This window comes from Mycobacterium sp. E2699, from assembly GCF_001666745.1.
Lineage (GTDB): Bacteria > Actinomycetota > Actinomycetes > Mycobacteriales > Mycobacteriaceae > Mycobacterium.
Window position 1 is genome coordinate 89,171 of sequence record NZ_LZJH01000055.1, and the last position, 23,156, is coordinate 112,326.

The 23,156-nt window shown below is 68.4% G+C and carries 22 protein-coding genes; 10 read left to right on the forward strand and 12 right to left on the reverse strand.

Annotated features, from left to right (window positions below; all coding sequences use genetic code 11):
- The first annotated feature begins 151 nt into the window (after positions 1-151).
- Entirely contained in the window at positions 152-265 is a 114-nt protein-coding gene (locus tag A5696_RS29110) for a hypothetical protein (protein ID WP_369803311.1), read from the forward strand.
- Here the strand turns inward: A5696_RS29110 and A5696_RS07950 are convergent.
- The 4 genes from A5696_RS07950 to A5696_RS07965 form a co-directional block, all read right to left on the reverse strand.
- Entirely contained in the window at positions 257-1,462 is a 1,206-nt protein-coding gene (locus tag A5696_RS07950; protein ID WP_067876022.1) for an amidohydrolase family protein, read from the reverse strand. The genes A5696_RS29110 and A5696_RS07950 overlap by 9 nt on opposite strands.
- Before the next feature lie 80 nt (positions 1,463-1,542).
- Positions 1,543-2,571, reverse strand: a complete 1,029-nt coding sequence (locus tag A5696_RS07955) for a hotdog fold thioesterase (protein ID WP_067876025.1) — start codon at positions 2,569-2,571, stop codon at positions 1,543-1,545.
- Positions 2,572-2,619: 48 nt separating this feature from the next.
- Entirely contained in the window at positions 2,620-2,982 is a 363-nt protein-coding gene (locus tag A5696_RS07960) for a hypothetical protein (protein WP_156738296.1), read from the reverse strand.
- A gap of 95 nt (positions 2,983-3,077) precedes the next feature.
- Complete coding sequence (locus A5696_RS07965; protein ID WP_067876031.1) at positions 3,078-4,589, reverse strand: HNH endonuclease signature motif containing protein; 1,512 nt, start codon at positions 4,587-4,589, stop codon at positions 3,078-3,080.
- 148 nt (positions 4,590-4,737) lie between these two features.
- Here A5696_RS07965 and A5696_RS07970 point away from each other — a divergent pair, with 148 nt between their 5' ends.
- The 4 genes from A5696_RS07970 to A5696_RS07980 are packed head-to-tail and all read left to right on the forward strand — an operon-like array spanning position 4,738 to position 8,103.
- On the forward strand, positions 4,738-5,037 hold the full coding sequence (locus A5696_RS07970; protein WP_067876034.1) for a PE domain-containing protein: 300 nt from the start codon (positions 4,738-4,740) through the stop codon (positions 5,035-5,037).
- A 16-nt stretch (positions 5,038-5,053) separates the two neighbouring features.
- Positions 5,054-7,090: a ribonuclease domain-containing protein gene (locus A5696_RS29115; RefSeq protein WP_082968956.1), complete on the forward strand. Its 2,037-nt coding sequence runs from the start codon at positions 5,054-5,056 to the stop codon at positions 7,088-7,090.
- Positions 7,091-7,105: 15 nt separating this feature from the next.
- Complete coding sequence (locus tag A5696_RS26970; RefSeq protein ID WP_156738297.1) at positions 7,106-7,603, forward strand: barstar family protein; 498 nt, start codon at positions 7,106-7,108, stop codon at positions 7,601-7,603.
- A gap of 2 nt (positions 7,604-7,605) precedes the next feature.
- Positions 7,606-8,103 (forward strand): barstar family protein, encoded by a 498-nt coding sequence (locus A5696_RS07980; protein ID WP_067876039.1) that lies wholly within the window; start codon positions 7,606-7,608, stop codon positions 8,101-8,103.
- 120 nt (positions 8,104-8,223) lie between these two features.
- On the opposite strand, the gene A5696_RS07985 is transcribed toward A5696_RS07980, so the two are convergent.
- The 5 genes from A5696_RS07985 to A5696_RS08005 are packed head-to-tail and all read right to left on the reverse strand — an operon-like array spanning position 8,224 to position 13,973.
- On the reverse strand, positions 8,224-9,723 hold the full coding sequence (locus tag A5696_RS07985; RefSeq protein WP_067876042.1) for a class I adenylate-forming enzyme family protein: 1,500 nt from the start codon (positions 9,721-9,723) through the stop codon (positions 8,224-8,226).
- Positions 9,720-10,655 (reverse strand): acyl-CoA dehydrogenase family protein, encoded by a 936-nt coding sequence (locus A5696_RS07990; protein ID WP_067876046.1) that lies wholly within the window; start codon positions 10,653-10,655, stop codon positions 9,720-9,722. Before A5696_RS07990 ends, A5696_RS07985 begins: the two co-directional genes overlap by 4 nt.
- Positions 10,652-11,809: an acyl-CoA dehydrogenase family protein gene (locus A5696_RS07995; protein ID WP_197516914.1), complete on the reverse strand. Its 1,158-nt coding sequence runs from the start codon at positions 11,807-11,809 to the stop codon at positions 10,652-10,654. The genes A5696_RS07990 and A5696_RS07995 overlap by 4 nt, the downstream gene beginning before the upstream one ends.
- Positions 11,806-12,912 carry an acyl-CoA dehydrogenase family protein gene (locus tag A5696_RS08000; RefSeq protein ID WP_067876050.1) on the reverse strand — a complete coding sequence of 369 codons (1,107 nt, stop codon included), beginning with the start codon at positions 12,910-12,912 and terminating at the stop codon, positions 11,806-11,808. The genes A5696_RS07995 and A5696_RS08000 overlap by 4 nt, the downstream gene beginning before the upstream one ends.
- On the reverse strand, positions 12,909-13,973 hold the full coding sequence (locus A5696_RS08005; protein WP_067876053.1) for an acyl-CoA dehydrogenase family protein: 1,065 nt from the start codon (positions 13,971-13,973) through the stop codon (positions 12,909-12,911). The genes A5696_RS08000 and A5696_RS08005 overlap by 4 nt, the downstream gene beginning before the upstream one ends.
- A gap of 70 nt (positions 13,974-14,043) precedes the next feature.
- Between A5696_RS08005 and A5696_RS08010 the strand changes: the two genes are divergently transcribed.
- Positions 14,044-14,910, forward strand: a complete 867-nt coding sequence (locus tag A5696_RS08010; RefSeq protein WP_067876056.1) for an LLM class flavin-dependent oxidoreductase — start codon at positions 14,044-14,046, stop codon at positions 14,908-14,910.
- On the opposite strand, the gene A5696_RS08015 is transcribed toward A5696_RS08010, so the two are convergent.
- On the reverse strand, positions 14,873-15,592 hold the full coding sequence (locus A5696_RS08015) for an SDR family oxidoreductase (RefSeq protein ID WP_067876596.1): 720 nt from the start codon (positions 15,590-15,592) through the stop codon (positions 14,873-14,875). The two genes, A5696_RS08010 and A5696_RS08015, sit on opposite strands and share 38 nt — an antisense overlap.
- A 5-nt stretch (positions 15,593-15,597) precedes the next feature.
- On the reverse strand, positions 15,598-16,431 hold the full coding sequence (locus tag A5696_RS08020) for a FadR/GntR family transcriptional regulator (protein ID WP_067876060.1): 834 nt from the start codon (positions 16,429-16,431) through the stop codon (positions 15,598-15,600).
- 59 nt (positions 16,432-16,490) lie between these two features.
- On the opposite strand from A5696_RS08020, the gene A5696_RS08025 reads away from it, so the two are divergent.
- Together A5696_RS08025 and A5696_RS08030 are read left to right on the forward strand one after the other, a co-directional pair.
- Positions 16,491-18,878 carry a CoA transferase gene (locus A5696_RS08025; protein WP_067876063.1) on the forward strand — a complete coding sequence of 796 codons (2,388 nt, stop codon included), beginning with the start codon at positions 16,491-16,493 and terminating at the stop codon, positions 18,876-18,878.
- 19 nt (positions 18,879-18,897) lie between these two features.
- The gene (locus A5696_RS08030) at positions 18,898-19,089 is read left to right on the forward strand and encodes a ferredoxin (RefSeq protein ID WP_046185638.1); all 192 of its coding nucleotides are present in this window, start codon (positions 18,898-18,900) and stop codon (positions 19,087-19,089) included.
- Between the two features lies 1 nt (position 19,090).
- Here A5696_RS08030 and A5696_RS08035 read toward each other — a convergent pair whose 3' ends face one another.
- Complete coding sequence (locus A5696_RS08035; RefSeq protein WP_067876066.1) at positions 19,091-20,329, reverse strand: cytochrome P450; 1,239 nt, start codon at positions 20,327-20,329, stop codon at positions 19,091-19,093.
- Between the two features lie 96 nt (positions 20,330-20,425).
- Here A5696_RS08035 and A5696_RS08040 point away from each other — a divergent pair, with 96 nt between their 5' ends.
- Together A5696_RS08040 and A5696_RS08045 are read left to right on the forward strand one after the other, a co-directional pair.
- Positions 20,426-21,553 carry an aromatic ring-hydroxylating dioxygenase subunit alpha gene (locus A5696_RS08040; RefSeq protein ID WP_197516915.1) on the forward strand — a complete coding sequence of 376 codons (1,128 nt, stop codon included), beginning with the start codon at positions 20,426-20,428 and terminating at the stop codon, positions 21,551-21,553.
- Entirely contained in the window at positions 21,553-23,118 is a 1,566-nt protein-coding gene (locus A5696_RS08045; protein ID WP_067876072.1) for an AMP-binding protein, read from the forward strand. The genes A5696_RS08040 and A5696_RS08045 overlap by 1 nt, the downstream gene beginning before the upstream one ends.
- Positions 23,119-23,156 lie beyond the last annotated feature (38 nt).

Here is a 23,156-nt window from a genome sequence, read left to right on the forward strand (position 1 = left end):
GATAATCAGATTATCAACGCCCGCCACGTAATCACCCGATCAGTTCGTTTGGCGGCCACGCCGCGCAGCGTCGGCGGCCCGCGGCGGTTACGCCGGGCGTGTGCGGGTACCTCCGGTCAGATGAGCGATCCGGACGCCGTCATCGGAGGACCTGGAAGCGATCCTGCGCCAGCACGGCCACCAAACAACCGCCGACGTTCGCCTCGCGGTGTTCGAGACCAGGGGCGTCGTCTCCATCCTCGACGACGCCGACCGCTCAGGCTGAGACCGGCTTTTTCGCGGGCTCGGACACTTTCATCAGTTTCATGAGGTTGCCGCCCATGATCTTGGCAACGTCCTCCTCGCTGAAGTCGGTCAGCTCGTCGACGAAGGAGATGGGGTCCTTCAGGCCCTCGGGGTGCGGCCAGTCCGAGCCGAAGAGCACCCGGTCGGTGCCCACCATCTGGACGATCTCGGTGAACCGGTCCTCCCAGAACGGGGTGATGTACACGCAGCGCTTGAACGCCTCGATGGGGTCCTCGCTGAACGACTGGGGCATCTTCTTGTAGACGCCCTTGAGGCCCTTGAACAGGTCGGGCACCCAGTCGGCGCCGTTCTCGATCGACAGGATCCGCAGCTCCGGGTTGCGCGACAGCGCGCCGTGGCACACCAGCGCACCCATGGCGTCCAAGATCGGCCGGTGGCCCATCGCGAAGCTGCGGAACGCGGTCGGCTTGAACGGCAGGAACTCGTCGCCGGGCTCCCACACGTTCGCGAATTCCGAGTAGCCGCTGTCCGAGGCGTGCATCGACACCGGGATCTCGGCCTTGATGCAGGCCTGCCAGAACGGGTCGAACTCCTCGAGGCCGAACGACCGGCTGCCCTTGTATCCGGGCACCGGCGCCGGGCGGACCAGCACGGTGCGGGCGCCGCGCTCCAGGACCCACTCGAGTTCTTCGAGCGCACGCTCGACGATGGGCAGGGTGATCACAGGGGTGGCGAAGATGCGGTCCTGGTAGTTGAACGACCACTGCTCGTACATCCACTGATTGAGCGCGTGGATGACGTCGTGGGTCATCTCCGGGTCGTCCTTCATGCGCTCCTCGACCAGGCTGGCCAGCGTCGGGAACATCAGGGCATAGTCGATGCCCAGTTCGTCCATGACCTCGAGTCGCGCGCCCGGTTCGCGGAAGGCGGGGATGGCCTTCATCGGCTCGCCCAGGATCTCGCGGTAGCTCTTGCCCTGCGCGCCGTGGCGGAAATAGTCTTCCTGGGCTCCCGGGCGTGCCACCACCTCGAACGTCGGGTTGGGGATGTACTCGCTGATGTGGCCGCGTACCACGATCTTGGTGCGACCGCGCACCTGCACGTAGTCGATGACGTTCTTGCGCTTCTCCGGCAGGAACTTGGTCAGCGCCTCCTGCGGTTCGTACATGTGGTTGTCGGCGTCGAACACGGGGAAGGAAAGTTCGCGAGACGGCATGGCGATCTCCTTGGGAGAAGTCTTGGATTCTCGGTAGGTGGTAATGACGTTACCACTTCTGCCGAGCGGCGTGTAGTGGCCTAGTCGCCGGCCCGCAGCCCCGCCGTCGGGGTCGTTCCGCTGATGATCGCGAAGTTCACCGTCGCGGTCGCGGCGAGTTCGTCGCCGTCGCCGTAGATGTCGACCTGCATGACCATCGCCCGGCGACCGGCTCGCAACATCCGCGGCACCGCGCGCGCGGCGCCCTGCTTGATCGGCCGCAGGTAGCGGACGAAGAGGTCGGCGGTCGTCATCGTGGTTCCCGGCTGCAGGTATTCCAGCCCGAACTGTCCGCCCGCGACGTCGACGAGCGTGGCGATCAGGCCGCCCTGCAGGGCGCCGGAAGTGTTGGTCACGTGCGGGCTGACCGGCATCGTCATCGCGAATTCGCCATTGTGGGTGCCAGGCCGCATGCCGATTTGGGCGAACAGTTCGGCCAGCGAGGGCTGGGCCGTCTCCTCGTCGGTGTCCCGGATGCCGAGCGCGCGGCTGCAGAAGTCGTACAGCTGGCCGGCGTCGATCGGTGTGCTGATCAATTCCGTTCCGAGCCAATGCAATCGCTGCGCGCCCATGATCGTCTGCATGACGATCGCGGCCGCGGACCCGACATCGAGTCCCGGATTGAAGACCCCTTCGGTGATGCCCTGCCCGACGATGTCGCGGATCAGTTGGTGCAGGGGGGACAGCACCCGGGCGTAGTCACGCGGTCGCGTCTCGGCCAGGTGCTGGTTGTAGAGGGTCAGGGCCCTGTTCAGGCTGTCCTGGGTGGTGGACTCCGGTTGCTGGCTGACCCGGTCGATCACCAGCTTCAGCGCGGCCGTGCTGTCCAGCCCGTTGGTCTCGGCGCGCCAGCCCTGCACCGATTGCGCGATGGTCCTGTCGAACAGCGCCAGCAGCAGCTCGTCCTTGCCGCTGAAATGCTGGTAGAACGCCCGCAGCGAGGTCTTCGAGCGCGCGACGACCTCCTGCACGGTGAAGTCGGTGCGTCCCGTTTCGCCCAGTATCTCGACGGCCGTCTTGATGAAGCGGTCGCCGCGCGTCACTTCGGCTTCCTCGTTCGGTTCAGCCATGAGAATGAGGTTACCGCGCGCGGCGCCGCCCGACGACCCGTCGCTCGGTCACGCCTTGGGGCAGAAGATGCCGAGTATCTGCTGGCAGTTGTCTCTGTTGATCAGGGCCGGTGGGGGTGGCGGCTTCGGCGGCGGGTTGTCGCCGTCCCAGATCATGTTGGAGACGTTGCCCATGCCGGGATACAGGTAGTAGTAGGTGTGGCAGACGCTCATGTTCCACCCCCGGAAGGGGTCGGTGACATGGTTACCGTTCGCCGGGAGGGGTTGCCCCGGGCACCAGTGATGGGCGGGGCCCCAATCGGGGTTGTCGGCCTGCGCGGTGCCGGCGCCGAGACCGAGACCGGCGACCACCAGGCCGCCCGACAGCAGGGCACCCGCGAAGACCTTCTTGAACTTCCGGACGGACTGCACGACGCGTTCCTTTCGCTCTTGGCGGCCGCAGGTCACGGCCGACGACTTGCGAAAGCTTCGCGTGTGCTGCCGGCTACCGATCCCAAAAGCCGTCCTTAAAACGGCGGCGGGTCCTCGTCGTCGGCGGGTGGGGGGAGCCTGAAGTAGTTGGGCCTGGCGGCTTTTCGGGCCAGGCGGGCGTTGCGGTTGTGGCGGCGTTCGGTGGCCACCCGCGCGGCGTGGTCTTGCGCGCGGGTCCGTCGCCGTTTGGGCATCATCGCGGTGCGCTCGGCACACGGCTTTTGGGCCGGTGTTTCGGCGGGCGGCATAGCACCGGTCGGTACGCACAGCGCGGGAAACAGCAGCGCGCTGCCCGGGGTGGTGACGTAGGTCTGCCCGGCCGGGGAGGTCAGTACGAGCGTCCCGTCGGGCAACTGCTGGTCGGTCCAGCCGCAGAACGTCTTCACTAAATGATGAGTTCTGCAGTAGCACTTGAGATTTGATGCGTGCGTGCGCCCGCCGGCGGCGTAGGGGATCGTATGGTCGAGGTCGCAGTCGATGGCGGGGTGGTCACAACCGGGCCAGCGGCACGTCAAGTCACGACAGCGTACGAAATCGGCCAGCGCCTTGGACGGCACATAGCCTTTCTCCGGTGGGGCGTCGAGGGGGTGGACGAGGGGCATCAGCTTGGCCGACTTGGCAAGCTCGGCGACCAGGTCGGCGGTGATCAGCCCGTCGGCGCCGAGCGCCGAGGCGGGTGCTGGCGAGCGGCCGTCAACGGTGGCCTGCTCGGCGATCACATGAATCACCACCGGAGCAGCCGGGGGGCGTTTTGCGGCCGCGCAATCAGCTCGCCCGCACCGGCAGCCCAGCCGGTCGGCGCCTGCGGCCAACGCCCCCAGGGCATCGGCGCGGCGCTGGTCGCGAGTGCGCGGATCGTGGGCGCACACCGTGGCCGCTAACGCCGTCAGGCGCTGGTCGAGTGCCTGGGCATCCGGAGTCAACACGGTCGCGCTGATGTCCGAGAGCCCGTCGCCCACCGGACCGATCCAGACCTCGCGGTCCGCCACGCGCTCGCGGCGTCGTCGCACCGCATCGGCGTCAGCTCTGGCCACGATCTTGTCGATTTGGGCGCCCAACCGGCCCTGCGTCATCGACGGCCAGCGCGTCACGGCGGCGGCCAGTTCGGCATCCACCGCCGCCAACACCTCGTCATCGGTGATCAGATCGCTGCGATACACCAAGGTCTGAAACGTCCGGTAGTCGATGTCCCCGGCTTTGAACACCTCACCCACCTTCGGCAGGCGTTCGCGCAGCGCGCGGGCATAGCGCAGCCGACTGCACGCCTGCCCCTGGCTGATCCGCAGGTGCGCGGCGAGCTCCGCGGCCACCGCCGCCATCGTGTCGACGGCCCAGTCCTCGGTGTCCGAACACCGCGACAGTCGGTAAGCAAACAACCGCCCGATCAACTCCAATTGGACCGCGGCCTGCCGGTTCTCGGCGCGCGTCGCCGCGCTGATCTGCTCCAGCAACGCCGCCGACTCCGCCGTCTTGGACGGATGGCACCGTTCGATCATCTCGTCCAACCGGGCAACGGCCTCCCGCGACACCCGCTTCAATTCGAACATGCGTTCGAGTATACCGAAAGCGGCCGACACGGGTCGGCCCGCAGCTGGTCGCGCCGAGCGTCGAGGCCGAGCGCTGATTGGTGAGGTGCTGTGGCGGTGGCGGCGGGCATAGGATGGCCGCTATACGCCCGTGGGGAGGTAATCGGCGATGGTTTTTGCGATGGAGCCGGCGGAAGTGAGGGCTGCGGCCGCGGCCCAGGCGGAATTGGCTGCCCAGACTGGCGCTGGTGCGACCGCGGGCGCGCCGACGTTGTTGGGAGTTCTGCCGATGGGTGCGGATGCCGATTCGGCGGAGTTCGCCGCGGCACTGGCCGCGGTGGGTGCGGCTTATGTGGCGACGGCTGCCGAGCATGCCGCCCAGCGCGGGCTGTTTTCTGATGCCCAGTCGTTGGCGGGGGTGACGACGGTGGCCAGTGAGGCGGTCCGCGCGGCGGCGATCTCGCTGTAGCGGTAGGGGAGTTGCAATGGGGCATCCGTGGCCGACGTTCAGCCCGGAGGCCAACTACACGGCGTTGATGTCGGGGTCGGGGCCGGCGTCCACGCTGGCGTATTCCGAAACGCTGAGCGCTGAGGCGACGAATCTGCAGACGATCGCGGCGACCTCGACGGTGTCCGGCGGAGCAACCTACGGCACGAGTTGGCAGGGCGCGGGTGCGGCGGCCTCGGCAACGTCGCAGACCGCGCTGGATACCCAGCATGAATTGCTGGCCGCGGCGTTGTTGGAGAAGGTGCCGCATGTGGCGGCGGCGGCTGCCGCTCATCAGACGGCGTTGGCGTCGATGGTGACCGCTGAGCAGGCGGTGGCCAATCGGATGGAAGAGGCCGCCGATCAGCAGATCAATTTGACCGTGTTGGGGGCGTTGACCCCGCGGATCGCGGCTTTGAATGCGGAGTATTACGGGCAGATGTGGCCGCGCAATGCCGCCGCGGGTGCGGCCTATGGGGCGGTGTTGCGCGCGAGTACGGCGGCGCTCATGGTGCCGTTCCCGCCGGCGGTGGCTGGGGCGCCGGCGGCGGCTGCGGCGGGGTTGGCCGAAAACGCGGCGATGAGCGCGGCCGGGGCGACGATGCAGGCCGGCGAGCAAGCCGTCCAAGCGGCGATTACCCCGGCCATGGCGGTATCGCAGGTGGCCGCGACGTCCCGTGCTGCCCCGATGGCGACCACACACACCCCTGCCCAGCCGGTGGCGAAGGCTCCGCAAGCCCCCTCGGGCATGTTCGCCAGGCCCCCGCAGGCCGCGGTTCCTCCCGCGCCGAACGTGGCGACACCGGGCGGTCAGGGGCTGACCGCTGCCCAGATCGACCAGGCGTTCGCGTCGCGGGCCGAAAGCCTAAGTCCGCGACCAGGATCGGTGCCTGGGCCGAGTTCGGTCGGCAGTTATCCGGGCGCGGGATTGACCAGCTTCGTGCGGCCCCCCGGCGACGGCTTCACCCCACCACCCGCCGAGCAGGCCGGCGGCGCGCGCCCCGGCATGCTCAATGCAGCGGCGCTGCCGGGGCCGGTCGCCGCCGCCCTCCTGACCACCAGCTCACCGACGACGGCCGCGCAGCCGCTGGCCTACGTCCATCCCGAACCGCCCCGGCCCACCGTCGCCACCTCACCGCAACCACCGCAGCTGGACCTTGGCGACACCGCCCAGAAGCTGAAGTCCCCGCCGCAGCCACCGCCGCCGCCGAGCCCGGAGCCAGCCGCGCCGCCGAGCCCCGAGCCTGCCGCGCCGCAAAGCGGTCCGCCCGGGCCGCCGCCGCCCAATAGTGCAGGCCCTGGTGGACCCGGTGGCCCCGGCGCCCAAATGCTCGGCTCCGGTCCGGGCGAAATGCCGCAGGCGCCACCCACCCCGATGCCGCTTGCTCCGACACCGCCCGTTCCGCCGCCTCCCCCTCCGTCACCGGGCGAGCCGCCGCTACGGCCGCCGCCTACCCCTTCGTGGGCCAGCCCACCGGTACCGAAATCGGTGGAGGCAGCGCAACGGGCATACGAGCAGTTGATGAAAGACATCGAGCGCCACAATTCTTGGCGGCCTGACCCCACCAATTTGGATGCGGTGAACGCCTACAACCAAGAAGCCTGGACCTACAATTCGTGGAAGTCGCAGCTTGAAGGGCAATTGAATTCGGCGAACGTACAATACTCGCCTGGCAAAGAGGCCATACGCACGGACATTCCGTCCTGGACGCAGCCGGCGCCAGAGCAGCCCCATGCGCCCGGTGGCCAACCACAGATACCGCAGAACGTGCGAGACACATTGAACCAAATAGACGCTGGGAAATGGCCTCAGGCTGCGAACGCGCCAGGCACTAGGGGAGGGAGGCTCTTTGAAAACGACGGCGATCCATTGCCTACGACGGATGCATCCGGCAAGCCGATTACCTACCAAGAATGGGACGTCAACCCGAAAGTACCGGGCCAGGCCCGTGACGATGAGCGCATCATCACCGGAAGCGATGGATCGGCCTGGTACACCACCGATCATTACGGCACATTCCACAGGATTCGTTAGCGGAGGCACAGAACTGTGAACTTAGCCGAGTTCGTCTTAGGGGCGGCAGCTCACGAGGCGTGCATTGGTCTACACCGCGCGATGCCAACGCCTTTGGTGCCTCCGGTCGGCGTCGAGCTTCGAACGGTCGACGCAGCGCACATGAAAACGCTCGATGCTCTCTTCGACGCCTTCGCCAAAGCGTGGCACTTCCCGCCATGGTTCGGGCGCAATATGAACGCATTTAATGACTTCATGCGCGACTTGGACAACATGATTAATACGGCCGAAGGTAAACCGCCCGCTCCCGGTTACCTAACTGATATAACTGACGCGCAGTTGCTTCTGATTGATCAACCCGAAGCATTTTCCTGGTTTGCCAAGAAAATCGCTTTCTATCGAGATTACTATCGTGACGAAGCTGACCCGCCAGCAGCATTCGGCCTATTGCTGTCGGCTCCGACCAGTGAACTCGACGCAGTTCGCGAGCGGTGGCAATCCGCCGGCGTTCCTGTCGTGACCGTTGCCGTCTGACCATGGACTTAGCCGAATTCGCTCAAGGGGCCGCTGGTCACGAGGCGTGCGTGGGTGTCCACGGCCCCATACCCCCGACTTTGGTGCCCCCTGTCCGGTTCGAGCTTCGAAAAATCGAGGGCTTACACACCACGACTCGCGATGCGCTTTACGACGCCTTCGCCGAGGCATGGCACTTTCCGCCATGGTTCGGGCGCAACATGGATGCATTCGATGATGTAATGCGCGACTTGGACAACATGGTGACCACAGCTACCGGAAGGCCACAGGCTCCCGGCTATCTCACACTGATAACCGATGCACATCTCATCCTCGCCGAACAACCCGACCGCTTCTCGTGGTTTGCGAACACCATGCCCTTCTACAGGGATTACTACCGTGACGAACTCAACCCACCCGCCGCCTTCGGCTTGTTGCTTTCCACTCCTGCCGACCACGTCAACGCAGTTCGCGAGCGGTGGCAAACCGCCGGCATCCCTGTCGTGACCGTTACCGTCTGAGCACGGTTTGGCTAGAACTGCGCATTGGACATCGAAGCGGGTTCCCGCGATCGCCCGCGTGCGGCAGACTGTCGCCCGGCCCCGCGCCGAAGTGCAGGGCGATGAGCCGACTTCGGGCCGCTAGCCGCCCCGCGCCTCGATCATCGCCGAACGATTGACCTTCGTGGCCGCGGTGCGCGGGATCGCGTCGACGAACTCGACGGTTTTCGGCGCCTTATAGTGCGCGAGCCGGCTCTTGGCGTACTCGATCACCTGTTCTTCGGTCAGTGACGCGCCGTCGGCGAGCTGAACCACCGCGTGCACGCGTCGGCCCCACCGCGCGTCGACGAGCCCGATGACCACCACGTCGGCGATGTCCGGATGGCCCGCCAGCGCCGACTCCACCTCCGCCGGAAAGACATTGGCGCCGCCGGTGACGATCATGTCGACGCGGCGGTCGACGATGTAGAGGTAGCCGTCCTCGTCGAGGTACCCGATGTCGCCGGCGGAACGGAAGCCGTCGTCGGTCGACGGCAGCGGCGCCGCCCCGCCCAGGTATCGCGATCCCGCGGCCATCGGTGAACGCAGGTAGACCTCGCCGTGTTCGCCGGGCCCCAGAGGTGTCCTGCCGGCGTCCAGGATCCGGATCTCGGTGTCCCGGAACCCGCGTCCGACGCTGCCAGGATGGGCGAGCCACTCGTCGCCGCGCAATGCGGTGAGTCCGAGGTTCTCGGTCATGCCGTAGGCGGACACGATCTGTTCGGGGCTCAGCAGCTCGAACCAGGTGTGCATGAGCGACGGCGGCATCACCGCGGCGCCCTGCAGGATGAACACGACGCTGGACAGGTCGCGCTGCCGGATGTCGGGCCGCGCCGCGATACGCGCCAGCATCGTGGGCGTGGCCGTGAAGTTGGTGATCCGGAAGCGCTCGATCACGTCCAAAACCAGTGCCGCGTCGAACTTTTCGAGCACGACCAGGTGGTCACCGGCCAGGAGGAAGAAGAAGGTGGCGAAGCCGTTGGTGTGGTACATGGGCGCGGGCACCATGATGGTCTGCGGCTGCGCGACCGGTGTCCAGTTCGACAGGAACGGCTCGCCGTGCTGCGGCGTCCACAGCGACGGCGCCAAGCTGAGGATCACCTTGGGGACACCGGTGGACCCGCTGCTGCAGATCCCGTTGGCGTGGGGGGAGACCGCCGCGGGCAGCGGGCTCGCGGATTCGCCGGCCGCGCGCGACTGCAGCTCCCACCGGGTTCGTTCGTCGACGACGACGGCGGGGGAGATCACGTCGCGTACCCGGTCGCGTTCCCATTCGGGCAGATCCCAATGCATGGGGACGGGAACCGCGCCGATCTTCCAGCACCCCAGCGCGGCGAGCATCAGGTGCACTGAGTTCGGGATAGCAAGGGCGACAAGGGAACCCGGGCCGGCGCCGTTGGCCGCCAGCGCACGCCCCCACTGGTTGGCGCGGGCGTCGAGTTCACCGAAGGTCAGCGACTCGGAGGTGCCGTCGAGTGCGACGACGGTCACCGCCGGAGCGTCGCGCCGTTCTTCGGCGAGCTGCTGGAGTTTGGTTCCGAACGGGATGCCGTCTTCGAGCGGGTTAAGAGCGACGCCCGATTCAACAGGCTCGGTCGTCATGCGGGTACCGGCCCGCTGAACAGCGTCTCCAGGTGGCCGTCGCGCACGTCGGGAATCAGGCGCAGCGCCAGCGCCTCGGCGCTCAGCGGCAACCGGATCAGCGGCTGGGTGTGCCGGTCGAGAACGCTGACGTCGGACTCGTCGCAGAAGCCCAGGGCGCCGAGGAGCTGGTGCGAGGTGCGCAGCACCTGTCGCGCGGTGTCGGCGGCCTTGTACCGGAGCAGGAGCGCGTCGGCCGAATGCACCTGCACCGGTAGCGATTCCGGTCGGGAAACGGTATATTTCGCGAGTTCGTAGAGGCCCCGCACCCCGACGGCGGCGTCCGCCACCGCGAACCTGACGGCCTGGAAGTCCGCCAGCGGCTTGCCGAACTGCACCCGGGCGCGTACGTGGTCGGTGACGATGTGCAGCGACTGCTGCAGGGCTCCCAGAATCCGCCATGATCCCAGCACGAGATGAAGGTTAACGTCGCCGACCGGAACGGTCCCGTCGGGTGCGCTCAACGTGGCCGGCACCAGAAACGGACCCAGCTTGGAGGTGGTGCGCGACGCCGCCCGCAGGCGGTAGCGGTGACCGTCCAGGTCGGCGGCGACCCACTCGCCCGGCAGGTCGCCGTGGTCGATGCGCGGCGCCTCGGGGTTGACCAGCGCCAGGCGGGCGCCGTCGATCGCCAGCAGTTCTTCGACGACGGGATAGGGCAGGGCGCTGGCGCCGGCGGCCTGGCAGAGTACCGCGGCGGCCAACAGGTCATCGTTCGACGACCGCACGTCGAGGTCGAACGCGCCGACGTCACTCAGGGCCATGCGCGCCGCATCCCGCACACCGTCGTCGGCCTCGGCGCGCAGCGCCGCCGGGGGACCGCCCAACCGGGTGAGTCGCTTCGCGGCGACGGCGGCGAAGTCGCTGATATCCTGCGGCAGTTCGGTTTTCACCTGTGCTCTCCCAGAACGTCGCGTGCCACCAGCATTCGCTGCACCTCGATGGTGCCCGATGCCACGGTGGCGGCCTGTGCGTAGCGCCAATGGTCCTCGATGGCCCCGTGTAGCGGCGCCGACGTGCCGCTGTCGAGTGCCGTGGGACCCAGCACGTCGAAGAGCAGCTCGGCAACTTGTTGGTCGCAGGTGGTGGTGGCGATGCGGGCGGCGCTGGCCGCCGCGCCGGCCGACGGGTCGTCCTGCAGCGAGATGGCCCGGTACGCCAGCAGCCTGGCCACCCGTAAGTCGGCGAGCGCGCGCACCCAGCGGGCGCGAATGGACTCGGGCAACGAGTCCCAGTCCTCGCCGAGCTGCCTGCGCATCCGGTCCAGCAGCGACTCGCACCGCGCGTAGCGCGCGATGCCGACCCGCTCGAACGCCAGCGCCTCGCGCATCACCCGCCACCCGTCGCCGACCTCGCCGAGGACGTCGCCGGGGAAGGCCTGCACGTCGTCGAGGAACATCTCGTTGAGGTGATGGGGTCCCAGCATCGACCCGATGGGCCGCACGGTGAAGCCGGGCCGGTCCATCGGGATCAGAAAGAGTGTGAGCCGCTTCGGTTTTGGGGCCTCCGGATCGGTGCAGGCGGCCAGCACGCACCACGATGCCATCAGCGCGTACGACGTCCACACCTTCTGGCCGGTGATGCGCCAGCCGTCGCCGTCTTTGACCGCGCGGGTGCGCAGCGAGGCGAGGTCGGTCCCGGCCTCCGGCTCGGAAAAGCCCTGGCACCAGATGACGTCGCCGGAGGCGATGGCCGCCAGGTGCTTGGCCTTCTGCTCCGCCGTGCCGTAGCGCATCAGCGCGGGGCCGACCCAGTTGATCCCCATGTACTGCGGTCCGCGCGGCTCGTGCTGCGCCCACATCTCCTCGCGCAACACCGTCTGCTGCCACACCGAACCACCGCCGCCGCCATGCTCTTTCGGCCATGCCAGCGCCAGCAGGCCCTCGGCGGCCAGCAGCTTGCAGAACGTCTCGGTGGTGGCCAGATCCTGCGGATTCTCGGTGCAGGCGCCGAGAAAGTCGGCGGGGATGTGCTGAGAAACCAGCTCGCGCAGATGGTTTCGCAGTTGTGCGGCGTCCTCGCCGAGGTCATAATCCATCGTGGTCATCCCTTCGGCAGCCCGAGCAGCCGCTCGGCGATGATGTTGCGCTGCACTTCCGACGTTCCGCCGTAGATGGTCGCGGCGAGCGCGTCCTGGCGTTCGAACAGCAGATCCGGATCGCTCACCCCATCCTGTCCCTGAGCGACCGCGGCCAGCTCCCAAACCCGTTGCAAGGTAACGGATCCAAGCAGCTTGAGGATGTCGGCCTCGGGGCTGGGCCGGCCCGCCAGCTCGTTGCCGAGCGCGCGGTATCCGGTGGCCCGCAGCGCCTCGGCGTCGGCGAGCAGCGAGCCGAGCTCGGCGCAGATGTCGTCGGTCGGCCGCGCCCGGCGCACCGCGTCGAGCCCGCGCTTGATCTCGACCCAGTTCATGATCCAGATCATCTGTCGTTCGTGATGCAGCGACGACAGCGCCACGTTCCAGCCGCCATGCAGCGGCCCGAGCAGGTTCTCGACCGGCACCTCGACGTCGTCGAGGAAGACCTCGCAGAACGTCTCGTCGGAGATCGATGCCATGCGGATGGGTTCGACCCGCACCCCGGGCGCCTGCAGGTCGAGGATCAGGCAGGAGATGCCGCGGTGCTTGGGTGCCTCGGGATCGGTGCGGGCATACAGGGTGCACCACCGCGACAGGTGGGCCTGCGTGGTCCAGATCTTGTGGCCGTTGACGCGGAAGACTTGACCATTGGGGCCATCGCGCTCGGCCCGGGTGCGCAGCCCGGCGAAATCGGATCCCGCCTCCGGCTCGGACATGCCCAGCGCCCACCATTCGTCGCCGCGCAGCAGGGGAACCAGTAGCCGGTCGATCTGGGCGGGTGTGCCGAACTGACGGATGCCCGGCGCGGCAACGCCGGGCCCCTGGATGTTGGGCAGCTTGGGCGCGGAGCGCAGCGCGCCCTCGATCCGGACCTCCATCGCGTCGCGCAGACCCAGCGACCGGCCGCCGTGCTCGCGGGGCCAGGTCGGCTGGAGCCATCCGGCCTCGAACGCGGCCCGCTGGTAGTCCCGCCGCAGCGTCAGGTCCCAGCGGTACTCGCGATACCGCTCGTAGTAGTCCTTCGGCAGAAAGTCGGACAGCCACCTGCCGAATTCCTCAACGACAGCCGTCATCCCGCGCCTCCCGCGAACCGGCGGCCCACCTCGTGGTAGAGCGCGCGGCTGTCGCCCAGCAGTGCGGCGCCCTGCCAGGCGTGCCGGACGTAGAGGTGGATGTCGTGCTCCCAGGTCTGACCGAGCGCGCCGTGCACCTGCACCGCGGTGCGAGCGCAATTCACCGCCGCATCGCCGGCCGCCGCCTTGGCCAGCGCCGCGGCGGTCCAGGCGTCCCCGGCGTCCGGATCGGCGAGCCGGGCCGCGGCCGCATAGGTGAGACTGCGCGCGCGTTCCACGGCGACGTGGTTGTCGGCCAGCGCGTGTTTGACCCCCTGGAAGGCTCCGATCGGCGCGCCGAACTGGCGGCGCGCCTTGGCGTGCTCGACCGCGCGGTGCAGCGCGCCGCTCGCCACGCCGACCAGGTCGGCGGCCGCGGCCACCAGCGGCGCGGCCAGCGCCGCCTCGAGCTCCACCGCCGCGGCGGCCACCGGCTCGGCCTCGATCTCGACGTCGGCCACCGGTTGGGCGGGGTCGGTCGACTCGACCGGCACCACGGTCACGCCGCCGGCACTGTCGCAGCGCGCGACCGCGACCATCACACCGTTGTCGGCGTGCGCCAGCGTGACCACCAGTTCCGCGCGGGTCAGGTTCGGAACCGCAACGGCCCGTCCGCGCAGGCGTCCGCCGCGCAAGGTCATCGGTGCGCCCGGCAGGCGGGACCCTTTCGCGTGGACGGCGAGCGTGGCGACGACGCCGCCGGCGATGTCGGCGAGCACCGCGTCCAGGCCGCTGGACCGCAGGGCGCCCGCGGCCAGGCCGACGCTGCTGAGCAACGGGATCGGCGCGAGCGCGGCCCCGCATTCCTCGAGGACCACCGCGGTCTCGACGGGCCCGTAGTCGCCGCCGTCGGGCGAGGCGAGTTCCGTCCAGCCCAGGTCGACGACCGTCTTCCACGGGGCACGCCAGCGTTCGGGGTCCGTCAGGGCCTGGCGGGCGGCGTCGGGGGGACACTCGGTGCGCAGGATGCCGCGCACGGTGTCGCGCAGCGACAGCTGCTCCGAAGTCAGACCGACATCCATAAGACCCCTAACATAATAAAAATAGTAAACTAGCGGCTTTGTTGCAATCGGCGCGAGCATAGGTGGCCCCATGGTGGAGTGGTATCTGTTCCTGCCGCAGGTGCGGTTGTCTCCGGCCGACATCGCGGAGCGGGCCCGCCATGCCGAGGCCGGCGGTTTCGACGGGGTGGCGTTCATCGATCACCTCGAGGCGCCGGGGCTGGCCGACGAAAACATTTGGGAGGCAATGGGCATCGCCACCTGGGTGGCGGCCAAAACGGAGCGGTTGCGGATCGGCCACCTGGTGCTGTGCGACGCCTTCCGGCACCCCGCCGTGCTCGCCAAGCAGGCCGTCACCCTCTCGGACGCGTCGGGGGGCAGGTTCGAGCTCGGCCTCGGCGCAGGGTCCTGGCCCGCCGAATTCACCAGATTCCATGTAGGCCAGCAGGATCCGAAGGCCAGGGTCGCCGAGCTCGGGCGGCACCTCGAGCTGATCAGGCAGTACTGGGGCGACGACGAGGGCGACGCCGCGCAGGCTCCGCGCAGATCCCATCCCATACCGCTGGTCCTGGGTGGCACCGGGCCCCGGATGATGGAACTCGTTCGCAGATACGCGGATTGGTGGAACGTGCCGGCCAACCACCTGGACAGGTTGCCCGAGCTGGCACCCGCAGCGGGGCCGGCGCGCGTGTCGGTCCAGCAGATGGTGGGATTTGTCCGGACAGGCAGCGACCCGGACAAGGTGCGCGAGGTGAGTGCCCGGCGATTCGGCAACCTGGGGTCGGGCCTGGTCTGCGGGGACGCCGACGAATTGATCGGGCACTTCGCCGGCCTGGCCGCCCAGGGCGTGCAGCGGTTCTACGTGTGGTTCGCCGATTTCGCGGTCCCGGATTCGCTGCACGAGTTCGGGGAGTCGGTGATCAAGGCGTTCGCTGGCGCCGGCGCCGGGCTTCCGTAGGAACCACCGGCGGCCGGGCGTACGGACCGCGTTGCACGGCGGACAGCCGGATCTCCGGCAGGTCGACGGACGGGTCGACCGTGTCGAGCCAGGCGACCGCCTCGGCGACGTCGGACACCTGGATCGCGTACATCTCGAAGGGAACGTCCTGCAGCATTTCGGTTTCCACCGGGCCGGGCGTCACGATGTGCACGGCGATGCCGTCGCGGTCGACCTCGAGCGCCAGGGCGCGGGCAAACGCGTTCATGCCGGCCTTCGACGCCGAGTAGGCCGTCCGCGCCATCATCGGCTCATGCGCCGCCGAGGAAGAGATGAACACGAACCGGGAGCCCGCGCGCATCAGGGGCAGCGCGGCGGCGGTCACCACGAAACACGAATCCAGGTTCGCCGAGAGGATGGTCCGCCACTGCTCGAACGTCTGCTTGCGCGCGTAGGTTCCGCCCAGCGTGCCGGCCGCGTGCACGACGAGGTCGATCCTCCCCAAACCGCTTATGGCGGAGGCGAATCCGTCGGGGTCGGACGCGTCGGCCACGAGGTGGCGGGCGCCCAGCTCCGCCGCGGCCGCGCGCAGCGGGGCTTCGCGCCGCGCCGCGAGCACCACGTCGTAACCGAGCTCGCTCAGCTTGCGGCCGCAGCCCTTGCCGATCCCGCCGCTGCCGCCGGTGACTAGTGCGGTTCGCATCAACGTCAGGGACGCCGGATGTCCCGCGAGCGGGACCCCGAACGCGAAAGGGCCTGCGGCGACAGCGCATAGATGCGTTGGTCGGGCCGGCCCGACAGCACATAGGTCTGCGTGTCGGCGAGGTGGCGGCCGGCGATGCGGCGCGCGCGGTCGACGTCGCCCTCCGCGATGGTCTCGGTCAGCTTGACGTGGGTGGCGAGCACCGCGCGGCGTTGCGCCAGCGAGGGGTAGGTGCCGCTGGCCGCGCTCTCATCCGCCCAACGCTGCTCGTGACTCGTCCACAGGGTCTCCAGGCTGCCCACCACGGCGATGATGGTGTGATTCCCGCACCCGCGGACCACGAGATCGTGGAATTCACGGCCGATTTCGGTAAAGAGCCGGCCGTCGTCGAGATTTTCTGCCATCGACTCGTTGACCCGCTTGAGATCCGGCACCAGTGTGTCCGCCCGGTCGGGCCGCTGGGCCGCCAGGGCGGCGCAGGCCGGTTCGAGCTCCCGCAGCGCGAAGCCCAGGTCGGCGACCTCGACGGACTCGCTCTGCAGCAACAGGCCGAGCATGTAGGCCGCGCTGGTCTTGGCGGGCGCGTGCACCACGGCGCCGCCGCGGTTGCCGCGCCGGACCGAGACGAGCCCCTCCGTCTCCAGGATTCGCAGCGCCTCGCGCAGGGACACCAGGCTGACGTTGAACTGCTCGACGAGCACCTCCTGGCGCGGCAGGAGATCGCCATCGGCGAGTTCGCCGTCGATGATCTGGCGGCGTAACTCGTCGGCTACGATTTCGGCGATCCTCGGCGCCGAGAGTCGGCGACGGGCGTCTTGGCCAATTCCCAGGGTGGTCATCCAATCCTCGCGTGCTCGGCTGGCTTAGCTATTTTAGCAGTAATGGTATAAATAGCCGGGTGAGGCGCGAGCCCGGCCGTCGGCCGACACCGCTCGACGCGTTGCGTGTCGTCGAGATCAGCGACCGGATAGCCGGCAGCTATTGCGGCAAGCTCCTGGTCGATGCCGGGGCGCAGGTGCGCAAAGTCGAGCCGCAGCAAGGGGATTGGCTGCGTCGGTACTCGGCCACCTGCTCTCCGGTGCCCGACGGCGACACCTCGCCGTTCTTCGACTATCTCAACGCCGGCAAGCGCAGCCTGACCGTCGCGGCAAACTCCGAGCGATACCGCGCCATCCTGGCCGCCGCCGACGTCGTGGTCATCACCGCGGGCCGGTCGCGGGCGGCGGCGCTGGGCGTCGATCCGCAACGGTTGCTCGCCGAATCGCCGCAAGCGATCGTCGTCACCATCTCCGACTTCGGTTGGGACGGACCGCATGCCGACCGCGCCGCCAGCGAATTCACCCTGCAGGCCTGGGCCGGCTCGCCGGGCTTTCGCGGCGATCCCGCGGGGCCCCCGATCGCGATCGGCGGCGACCTGGGGGAGTACATGGGCGGGGTGTACGCGGCGTTCGGCGCACTGGCGGTGCGCCGACGCGTCGAACGCGGCGGACCCGGCGAGCACCTCGACCTGTCCATGCTCGAGGCGTTGACCGCGATGCAGAGCAGCGAATGGTTGCATTCGCAGTTGCTGCGCGTCCCGCCGATCCGCCGGACCCTCGAGGTGCCTTCCATCGAACCGGCCAAGGACGGCTACGTCGGGATCACGATGGTCACGGGCCAGCAGTGGCTCGACTTCTGCGCGATGGTCGAGTGCCCCCAGCTGGAAGAGATCGAACAGCTGCGTTTCCAGATCGGCAGGTGGGCCTACCGCGACCTGATCCGGGAACAGATCGGCCCGTGGCTGGCCGAACGGACCGTCGCGGAGATCGTCGAGCTCGGGCAGCTGTTCCGGCTGCCGATCGCGGCGCTGGGCAACGGCTCAACCATCCGTGATCTCGAGTACGTCAAGCAACGAAACGTGTTCGCCCGCAACCCCGCCGGCTTTCACCAACCCCGGCCGCCGTGGCTGATGTCGGCGTGCGCCCCCGCGCCGCCGGGCACCACACCGGCGCTTGGTGACGCCAACGCCGAGGAGCCCTGGGAGAGAAGAGAGTCCGGGGACTTGGCGCCGCGGGGGCTGCCGCTCGAAGGGGTGCGCATCGTCGACCTCACCGCGTTCTGGGCCGGACCGGCCGCGACACACCTGCTGGCCGCGTTCGGCGCCGACGTGGTCAAGGTGGAGTCGATCCAGCGGCCCGACGGCATCCGCTACTCCGGCGGGATGCGCACCGACGTGGACGACTGGTGGGAGTACGGCTGGGTGTTCCACGCGATGAACACCAACAAACGTTCCGTCACACTGGATTTGGGTTCCGCTGAGGGACGCGAGCTGTTCAAGAACCTGGCGGCCGGCGCGGACGTCGTGATCGAGAACTTCTCACCGCGGGTGATGGAGCAGTTCGGCCTCACCGCCGACGTGTTGTTGAACGTGAACCCCAGGCTCGTCGTCGCCCGGATGCCGGCGTTCGGGCTGGACGGCCCGTGGCGTGACCGGGTCGGATTCGCCCCGACCATGGAGCAGATCGCCGGGCTGGCCTGGGTGACGGGGTTGCCGGAGGCCCCGCCGGTGACGCCGCGCGGGGCCTGCGATCCGCTGGCCGGCGTGCACGCCGCCTTCGCCGTGCTGGCCGCGCTGAGCTTCGCCGAACGGACCGGATCGGGCCAGCAGGTCGAGCTGCCGATGCTGGAAACGGTGCTCAACGCCACCGCGATACAGGCGATCGAGGCCGAGGTGTTCGGGGTGACGCTGGGCAGGCGAGGCAACCGCGGCCACTGCGACGCCATCCAGAACCTCTACCGGTGCGCCGGTGAGGACGACTGGATCGCCGTCACCGTGCGCGACGACCGGCAATGGCTGGCCTTGGTCGGGGTGATGGGCCGGCCCGCCTGGTGCGACGAGCGGCTGGCCACCGCCGCCGGACGGCGCGAGCGGGCCGACGAGGTCGATGGCCGGCTGCGGGACTGGTTCGCCGGGCAGCCGCTGGAGTCGACGGTGGAGCGGCTGGCCGGAGCCGGCGTTCCCGCCGCGCCCGTGGTGTCGCCGTCGGCGGTGACCGGGAACCCGCAACTGCGGGACCGGGGATTCCTCGAGGCACTGAGCCACCCGAGCACCGGCGCGGGCCTGTATCCCTGCCCGCCGTTCGCCAAGCTGACCGGCCAGGACAGGTGGCTGCTGCGCCCACCGCCGAGGCTCGGCGAGCACAATGGGGAGGTGCTGCGCGATCGGTGCGGGCTGACCGACGAAGAACTGGCCAGGCTGGCAAGCAGCGGAGTGATCGGGACCCGTCCGAAGGGCCTCGAGAAATGAGCGTTGAGGAGGGCGTGCGATGCGCGTGACGGTCGACGAAAACCTGTGTGAGGCAAATGGTTTCTGCGAGTCGCTCGCCCCGGAGGTGTTCGAACTGGGCGACGAGGACGTGGTGCAGATCGCCGACGGCCCGGTGCCGCCGCGGCTCGAGATCGACGTGCGGGCCGCGGTGGACCAGTGCCCCAAGGCCGCGCTGCGGCTGATCGATTGAGCTAGCGGCGCTCGTTCAGCGATATCGCCATCTCGTCGTAGATCGACATGTTGGTGAGCAGGTTCGGGTAGGCGACGGTGGCCGGACCGAGGGCGATGTCGTCGCAGCGCAGCAGCAGTTCGTCGAGCACGGCGCGAAGCTCCGCGCGGGCCAGCATGGCCCCCAGGCAGTGATGCGGTCCGCCGCCCCCGAAGGCGACCTGCGGATTGGGCTGGCGTCCGATGTCGAAGGTGAAGGGCGAGGAGAACACCTCCTCGTCGCGGTTCGCCGAACGCAGCATCGAGACCACCCGCTCGCCCTTCGCGATGTGCTGACCGTCCATCTCGACGTCGACCTTCGCGGTGCGCGTCCAGTAGGCGACCGGTGACGCCCAGCGCAACACCTCCTCGACTGCGCTCGGACGCAACGCTTCCTGCTCGCGGTACCGCTCGATCTGCTCCGAGTTCTCCACGAACGCCTGCACCCCGATGGCCAGCGCGTTCTTGGTGGTGTCGCTGCCGGCGAAGGTCAGCACGAAGAAGAAGAACTCCAATTCGTTAGGGGGCAGGCTGAATTCATCCCCGTCCTCGCCCGTGATAACCGCCGTGGCCAGTGTGCTCCAGATGTCATCGCCGGGATTGCGCCGTTTCTCCGCGGTGAGCTCCATCGCGTAGCCGAAGACGGTGGCGTAGAGATCCGTATAGTCCTGCCAAGTCGGCCGCGCCCCAGGGGAGTTGGCCTTCAGGATGCGGTCCAGGGAATCGAAGATTCGCGGCCGGTCCGCCTCCGGTATGCCGATGATGTCGCCGATGACCGTCATCGGCAGGGCGTCGGCCACGTCCTCGATCCAGTCGCCGCCGCCCCGCTCGAGCAGCCGGTCGATCATCGCCGCTGCGCGCGCCCGGATACCGTCCTCGAGTTTGCCCACCGCGCGGGGGTTGAACGCACCGGAGATCAGCTTGCGGCGCTTGTTCAGCCCCGGCGGGTCCATGTTGATGATCGTCGGATAGGACGCGAACATCCCGACGGGCTGGATGAGCGGGCCGTCCACCGCGGTGAAGGACTCGGTGTCGCGGTGCAGCCGGACCGCGTGCCGGTGCTTGGTCGCCACCCAGAAGTCGCGCTGGACCGCCTCGGCGACCCCCGGCGTCAGGTCGTGGCGGAACAGGGGCCTGCTTCGTCGCAGCTCGGCGAACAGCTCGTCGGGAAAACCGTTGCGCCACAAGGCGAAATCGGATAGGTCGACTGCCGTAGCCGTCATCTGTAACCCCGCTCTGCGCGGACATGGCTGTGCGCGCGTTGACGTTCTATGCTTAAGATAGTAAAAATAGATCCGGTCGTCGAACTTGGAGCACTCGTGACGGACACTCTTTCGGACTCGGCATCGGATTCGGCCGCGGATCCCTCGGAACGCGAATTCGGGCAGGCCGGCATCGCGCTGTCGACCTACCGCTTCCCGACCGGCTGGTTCATCGTCGCCTTCGCCTCCGACCTGGCCGCCGGCCAGGTCAAGCGCGCGCACTACTTCGGCGAGGAGCTCGTGCTGTTCCGCACGGAGTCCGGCCGGGTGCATGTCATGGACGCCTACTGCCAGCACCTCGGCGCCAACCTGGGCGTCGGCGGCACCGTGGAGGGCGAGAACATCGTCTGCCCGTGGCACGGCTGGCGGTGGCGCGGCGACGGCACCAACGCGCTGATCCCGTACAGCAAGATCGGCTGCAAGAACAACGTCCGGATCCGCACCTACCCGAGCGTGGAGTGGTACGGGTTCATCCTCGCGTGGCACGAGCGGCACGGCCGGGCCCCGTACTGGCAGCCCCCGGTCCTGCCCGAGCTGGAAACCAACGAGTACTACCCGCTGCACCCGCACACCCAGATGCTCAACCGGGTCAAGGTGCACCCGCAGATGATCATCGAGAACGCCGCCGACCCGTACCACGTTCAATACGTGCACAAGGCCGCCAACCCCGCCACCACCGCCTCGTTCGAGGTGTCCGGCTACCACCTGCACGCCACCGTCCACGCGCATTTCGGCGGCGGGCGCGCGTCGACCTGGTTGACCCCGAACGGGCCGGTCGACGCCAAGATCATCTACGACAACTACTCGTTGGGCCTGGGACTGGTCCGCTTCCCGAGCGAACTGGTGGCGACCGTCCAGGTGACCGGGCAGACCCCGGTCGACGAGGACTACACCGACTACTTCTATACGCAGGCCTCCATCCGCGAGCCCGGCGACACCGGCGACGTGCCCACCGGCCGCGCCGCCAGGTTCCTGGCGCTGCAGCAAGAGGTCATCAAGCAGGACTTCTTCACCTGGGAGAACATGAAGTACCTCGAGAAGCCGAACCTGGCTCCCGAAGAGGCGCACGACTACGCCGCACTTCGGCGCTGGGCGCACCGCTTCTACCCGGGCCCACAGCCCTCGTCGTCGGACTTCGGCTACACCGCCGACGGTGAGCCGGACCCGGCGGCCGCGAAGGCCTGATGCCGCGGCCCACCGACTTCGGGGTCGACAGCTTCACCGTGCCGGCCGTGCTCGATCGGCGGGCCCGGCAGCACCCCGACCGGGTGATGATGTCGATCGCCGGCGTGGACGTCACCTTCGAACAGATGCGGCAGCGTTCCCGCGCGGCGGCGAACATGCTGGTCGGGCTGGGCGTCGGTCGCGGCGACTGCGTGGCGTTGTTCACCGCCACCTGCCCGGAATGGGTGTACTTCTGGCTGGGCGCGGCGCGCATCGGCGCGGTGAGCGCGGCGGTGAACGCGGCGAACAAGGGAGAATTCCTGCTGCACACGCTGCGGCTGGCGCGGGCAAAGGTGATCCTCACCGATCCCGAACGGCGGCCCCGCGTCGACGAGGTCGTCGACCAGCTCGACACCGTGACCGGCGTTGTGGTGCAAGACGATTCGCTGACCGCGACGTTGCACCTGGACGCCGAGGTTCCGGTGTCCGACACCCCCGCCGGCCCGACGGAAGTGGGGGTGCTGTTTTACACGTCGGGCACCACCGGGCCCTCGAAAGCCGTTGCCACGACCTGGCATTACCTGTTCTCGGTGGCCGCGACCGCCGCGTCGGCCTGGGAGTTCGGCCCCGGGGAGGCGCTGTGGACGGCGATGCCGCTGTTCCACCTCAGCGCGGCGCCAAGCGTGCTGGCCCCGATGCTGGTGGGGGGAACGACCGTGTTGGCCAAGGCCTTTCACCCGGGCCAGGTGTGGGACGACATCCGCGCCCGCGGCGCCGTCGGTTTCGCCGGCGCCGGCGCGATGGTGTCGATGCTGCAGAATTTGCCCCCGGACCCGCGGGACGCGCAGCTGCCGCTGCGGTTCATCTCGGCGGCGCCCATCGACGCCAAGTCCTACCGCGACATCGAAAAGCGTTACGGCTGCCGGATCGTCACGATGTACGGGATGACCGAGGCGTTCCCGATCGCCGTCAAAGGCGTGTCCGACGAGGGGGTGCCCGGGACGTCGGGGCGGCCGAATCCCGATTTCGACGTTCGCATCGTCGACGAGCACGGCGATCCGCTGCCGCCGGGGACCGTCGGCGAGATCGCGTGCCGCCCCAGGTCCCCGCACGTGATGAGCGAAGGCTACGTCGGTGCCGATTCGCGGGTGGAGCCGCACCCGGAGTGGTTTCGCACCGGCGATTTGGGCAGACTCGATGCCGACCAGAATTTGACATATGTGGACCGCGTCAAAGACTCGTTGCGCAGGCGCGGCGAAAATGTCTCCTCGGTGGAAGTGGAGGCCGTCGTCATGCGCCACCCGGCCGTGGCCGAAGCCGCGGCGGTCGGGGTACCCAGCGAGTTGGGCGAGGACGACATCCTGTTGGTCGCGACGTTGCGACCTGGCGCCACACTGGATTGCGCCGAGTTGCTCGATTTCTGCGCGGCCCGGATGCCGTACTTCTGCGTGCCGCGATACGTGGAGACGGTCGATGAACTCCCGAAGAACGTCATCGGACGGATACGTAAAGATTTGTTGCGTAGTCGTGGCTTAAATGAGGCCACTTGGGATCGCGAAGAACACGGTTATATCGTTAGTCGCTAAGTTAAGTTAGTGTTACATGAGACAATTTTTCCGTCATT

Coding starts and splice junctions, on each gene's coding strand:
- A5696_RS07955 (WP_067876025.1), bottom strand. CDS start 2,571: ATGGCTGAACCGAACGAGGAAGCCGAAGTGACGCGCGGCGACCGCTTC.
- A5696_RS07970 (WP_067876034.1), top strand. CDS start 4,738: ATGGTTTTTGCGATGGAGCCGGCGGAAGTGAGGGCTGCGGCCGCGGCC.
- A5696_RS08000 (WP_067876050.1), bottom strand. CDS start 12,912: ATGACGGCTGTCGTTGAGGAATTCGGCAGGTGGCTGTCCGACTTTCTG.
- A5696_RS08015 (WP_067876596.1), bottom strand. CDS start 15,592: ATGCGAACCGCACTAGTCACCGGCGGCAGCGGCGGGATCGGCAAGGGC.
- A5696_RS29115 (WP_082968956.1), top strand. CDS start 5,054: ATGGGGCATCCGTGGCCGACGTTCAGCCCGGAGGCCAACTACACGGCG.
- A5696_RS08010 (WP_067876056.1), top strand. CDS start 14,044: ATGGTGGAGTGGTATCTGTTCCTGCCGCAGGTGCGGTTGTCTCCGGCC.
- A5696_RS08035 (WP_067876066.1), bottom strand. CDS start 20,329: ATGACGGCTACGGCAGTCGACCTATCCGATTTCGCCTTGTGGCGCAAC.
- A5696_RS07985 (WP_067876042.1), bottom strand. CDS start 9,723: ATGACGACCGAGCCTGTTGAATCGGGCGTCGCTCTTAACCCGCTCGAA.
- A5696_RS07995 (WP_197516914.1), bottom strand. CDS start 11,809: ATGACCACGATGGATTATGACCTCGGCGAGGACGCCGCACAACTGCGA.
- A5696_RS07950 (WP_067876022.1), bottom strand. CDS start 1,462: ATGCCGTCTCGCGAACTTTCCTTCCCCGTGTTCGACGCCGACAACCAC.
- A5696_RS07965 (WP_067876031.1), bottom strand. CDS start 4,589: ATGTTCGAATTGAAGCGGGTGTCGCGGGAGGCCGTTGCCCGGTTGGAC.
- A5696_RS08045 (WP_067876072.1), top strand. CDS start 21,553: ATGCCGCGGCCCACCGACTTCGGGGTCGACAGCTTCACCGTGCCGGCC.
- A5696_RS08005 (WP_067876053.1), bottom strand. CDS start 13,973: ATGGATGTCGGTCTGACTTCGGAGCAGCTGTCGCTGCGCGACACCGTG.
- A5696_RS07980 (WP_067876039.1), top strand. CDS start 7,606: ATGGACTTAGCCGAATTCGCTCAAGGGGCCGCTGGTCACGAGGCGTGC.
- A5696_RS08030 (WP_046185638.1), top strand. CDS start 18,898: ATGCGCGTGACGGTCGACGAAAACCTGTGTGAGGCAAATGGTTTCTGC.
- A5696_RS08020 (WP_067876060.1), bottom strand. CDS start 16,431: ATGACCACCCTGGGAATTGGCCAAGACGCCCGTCGCCGACTCTCGGCG.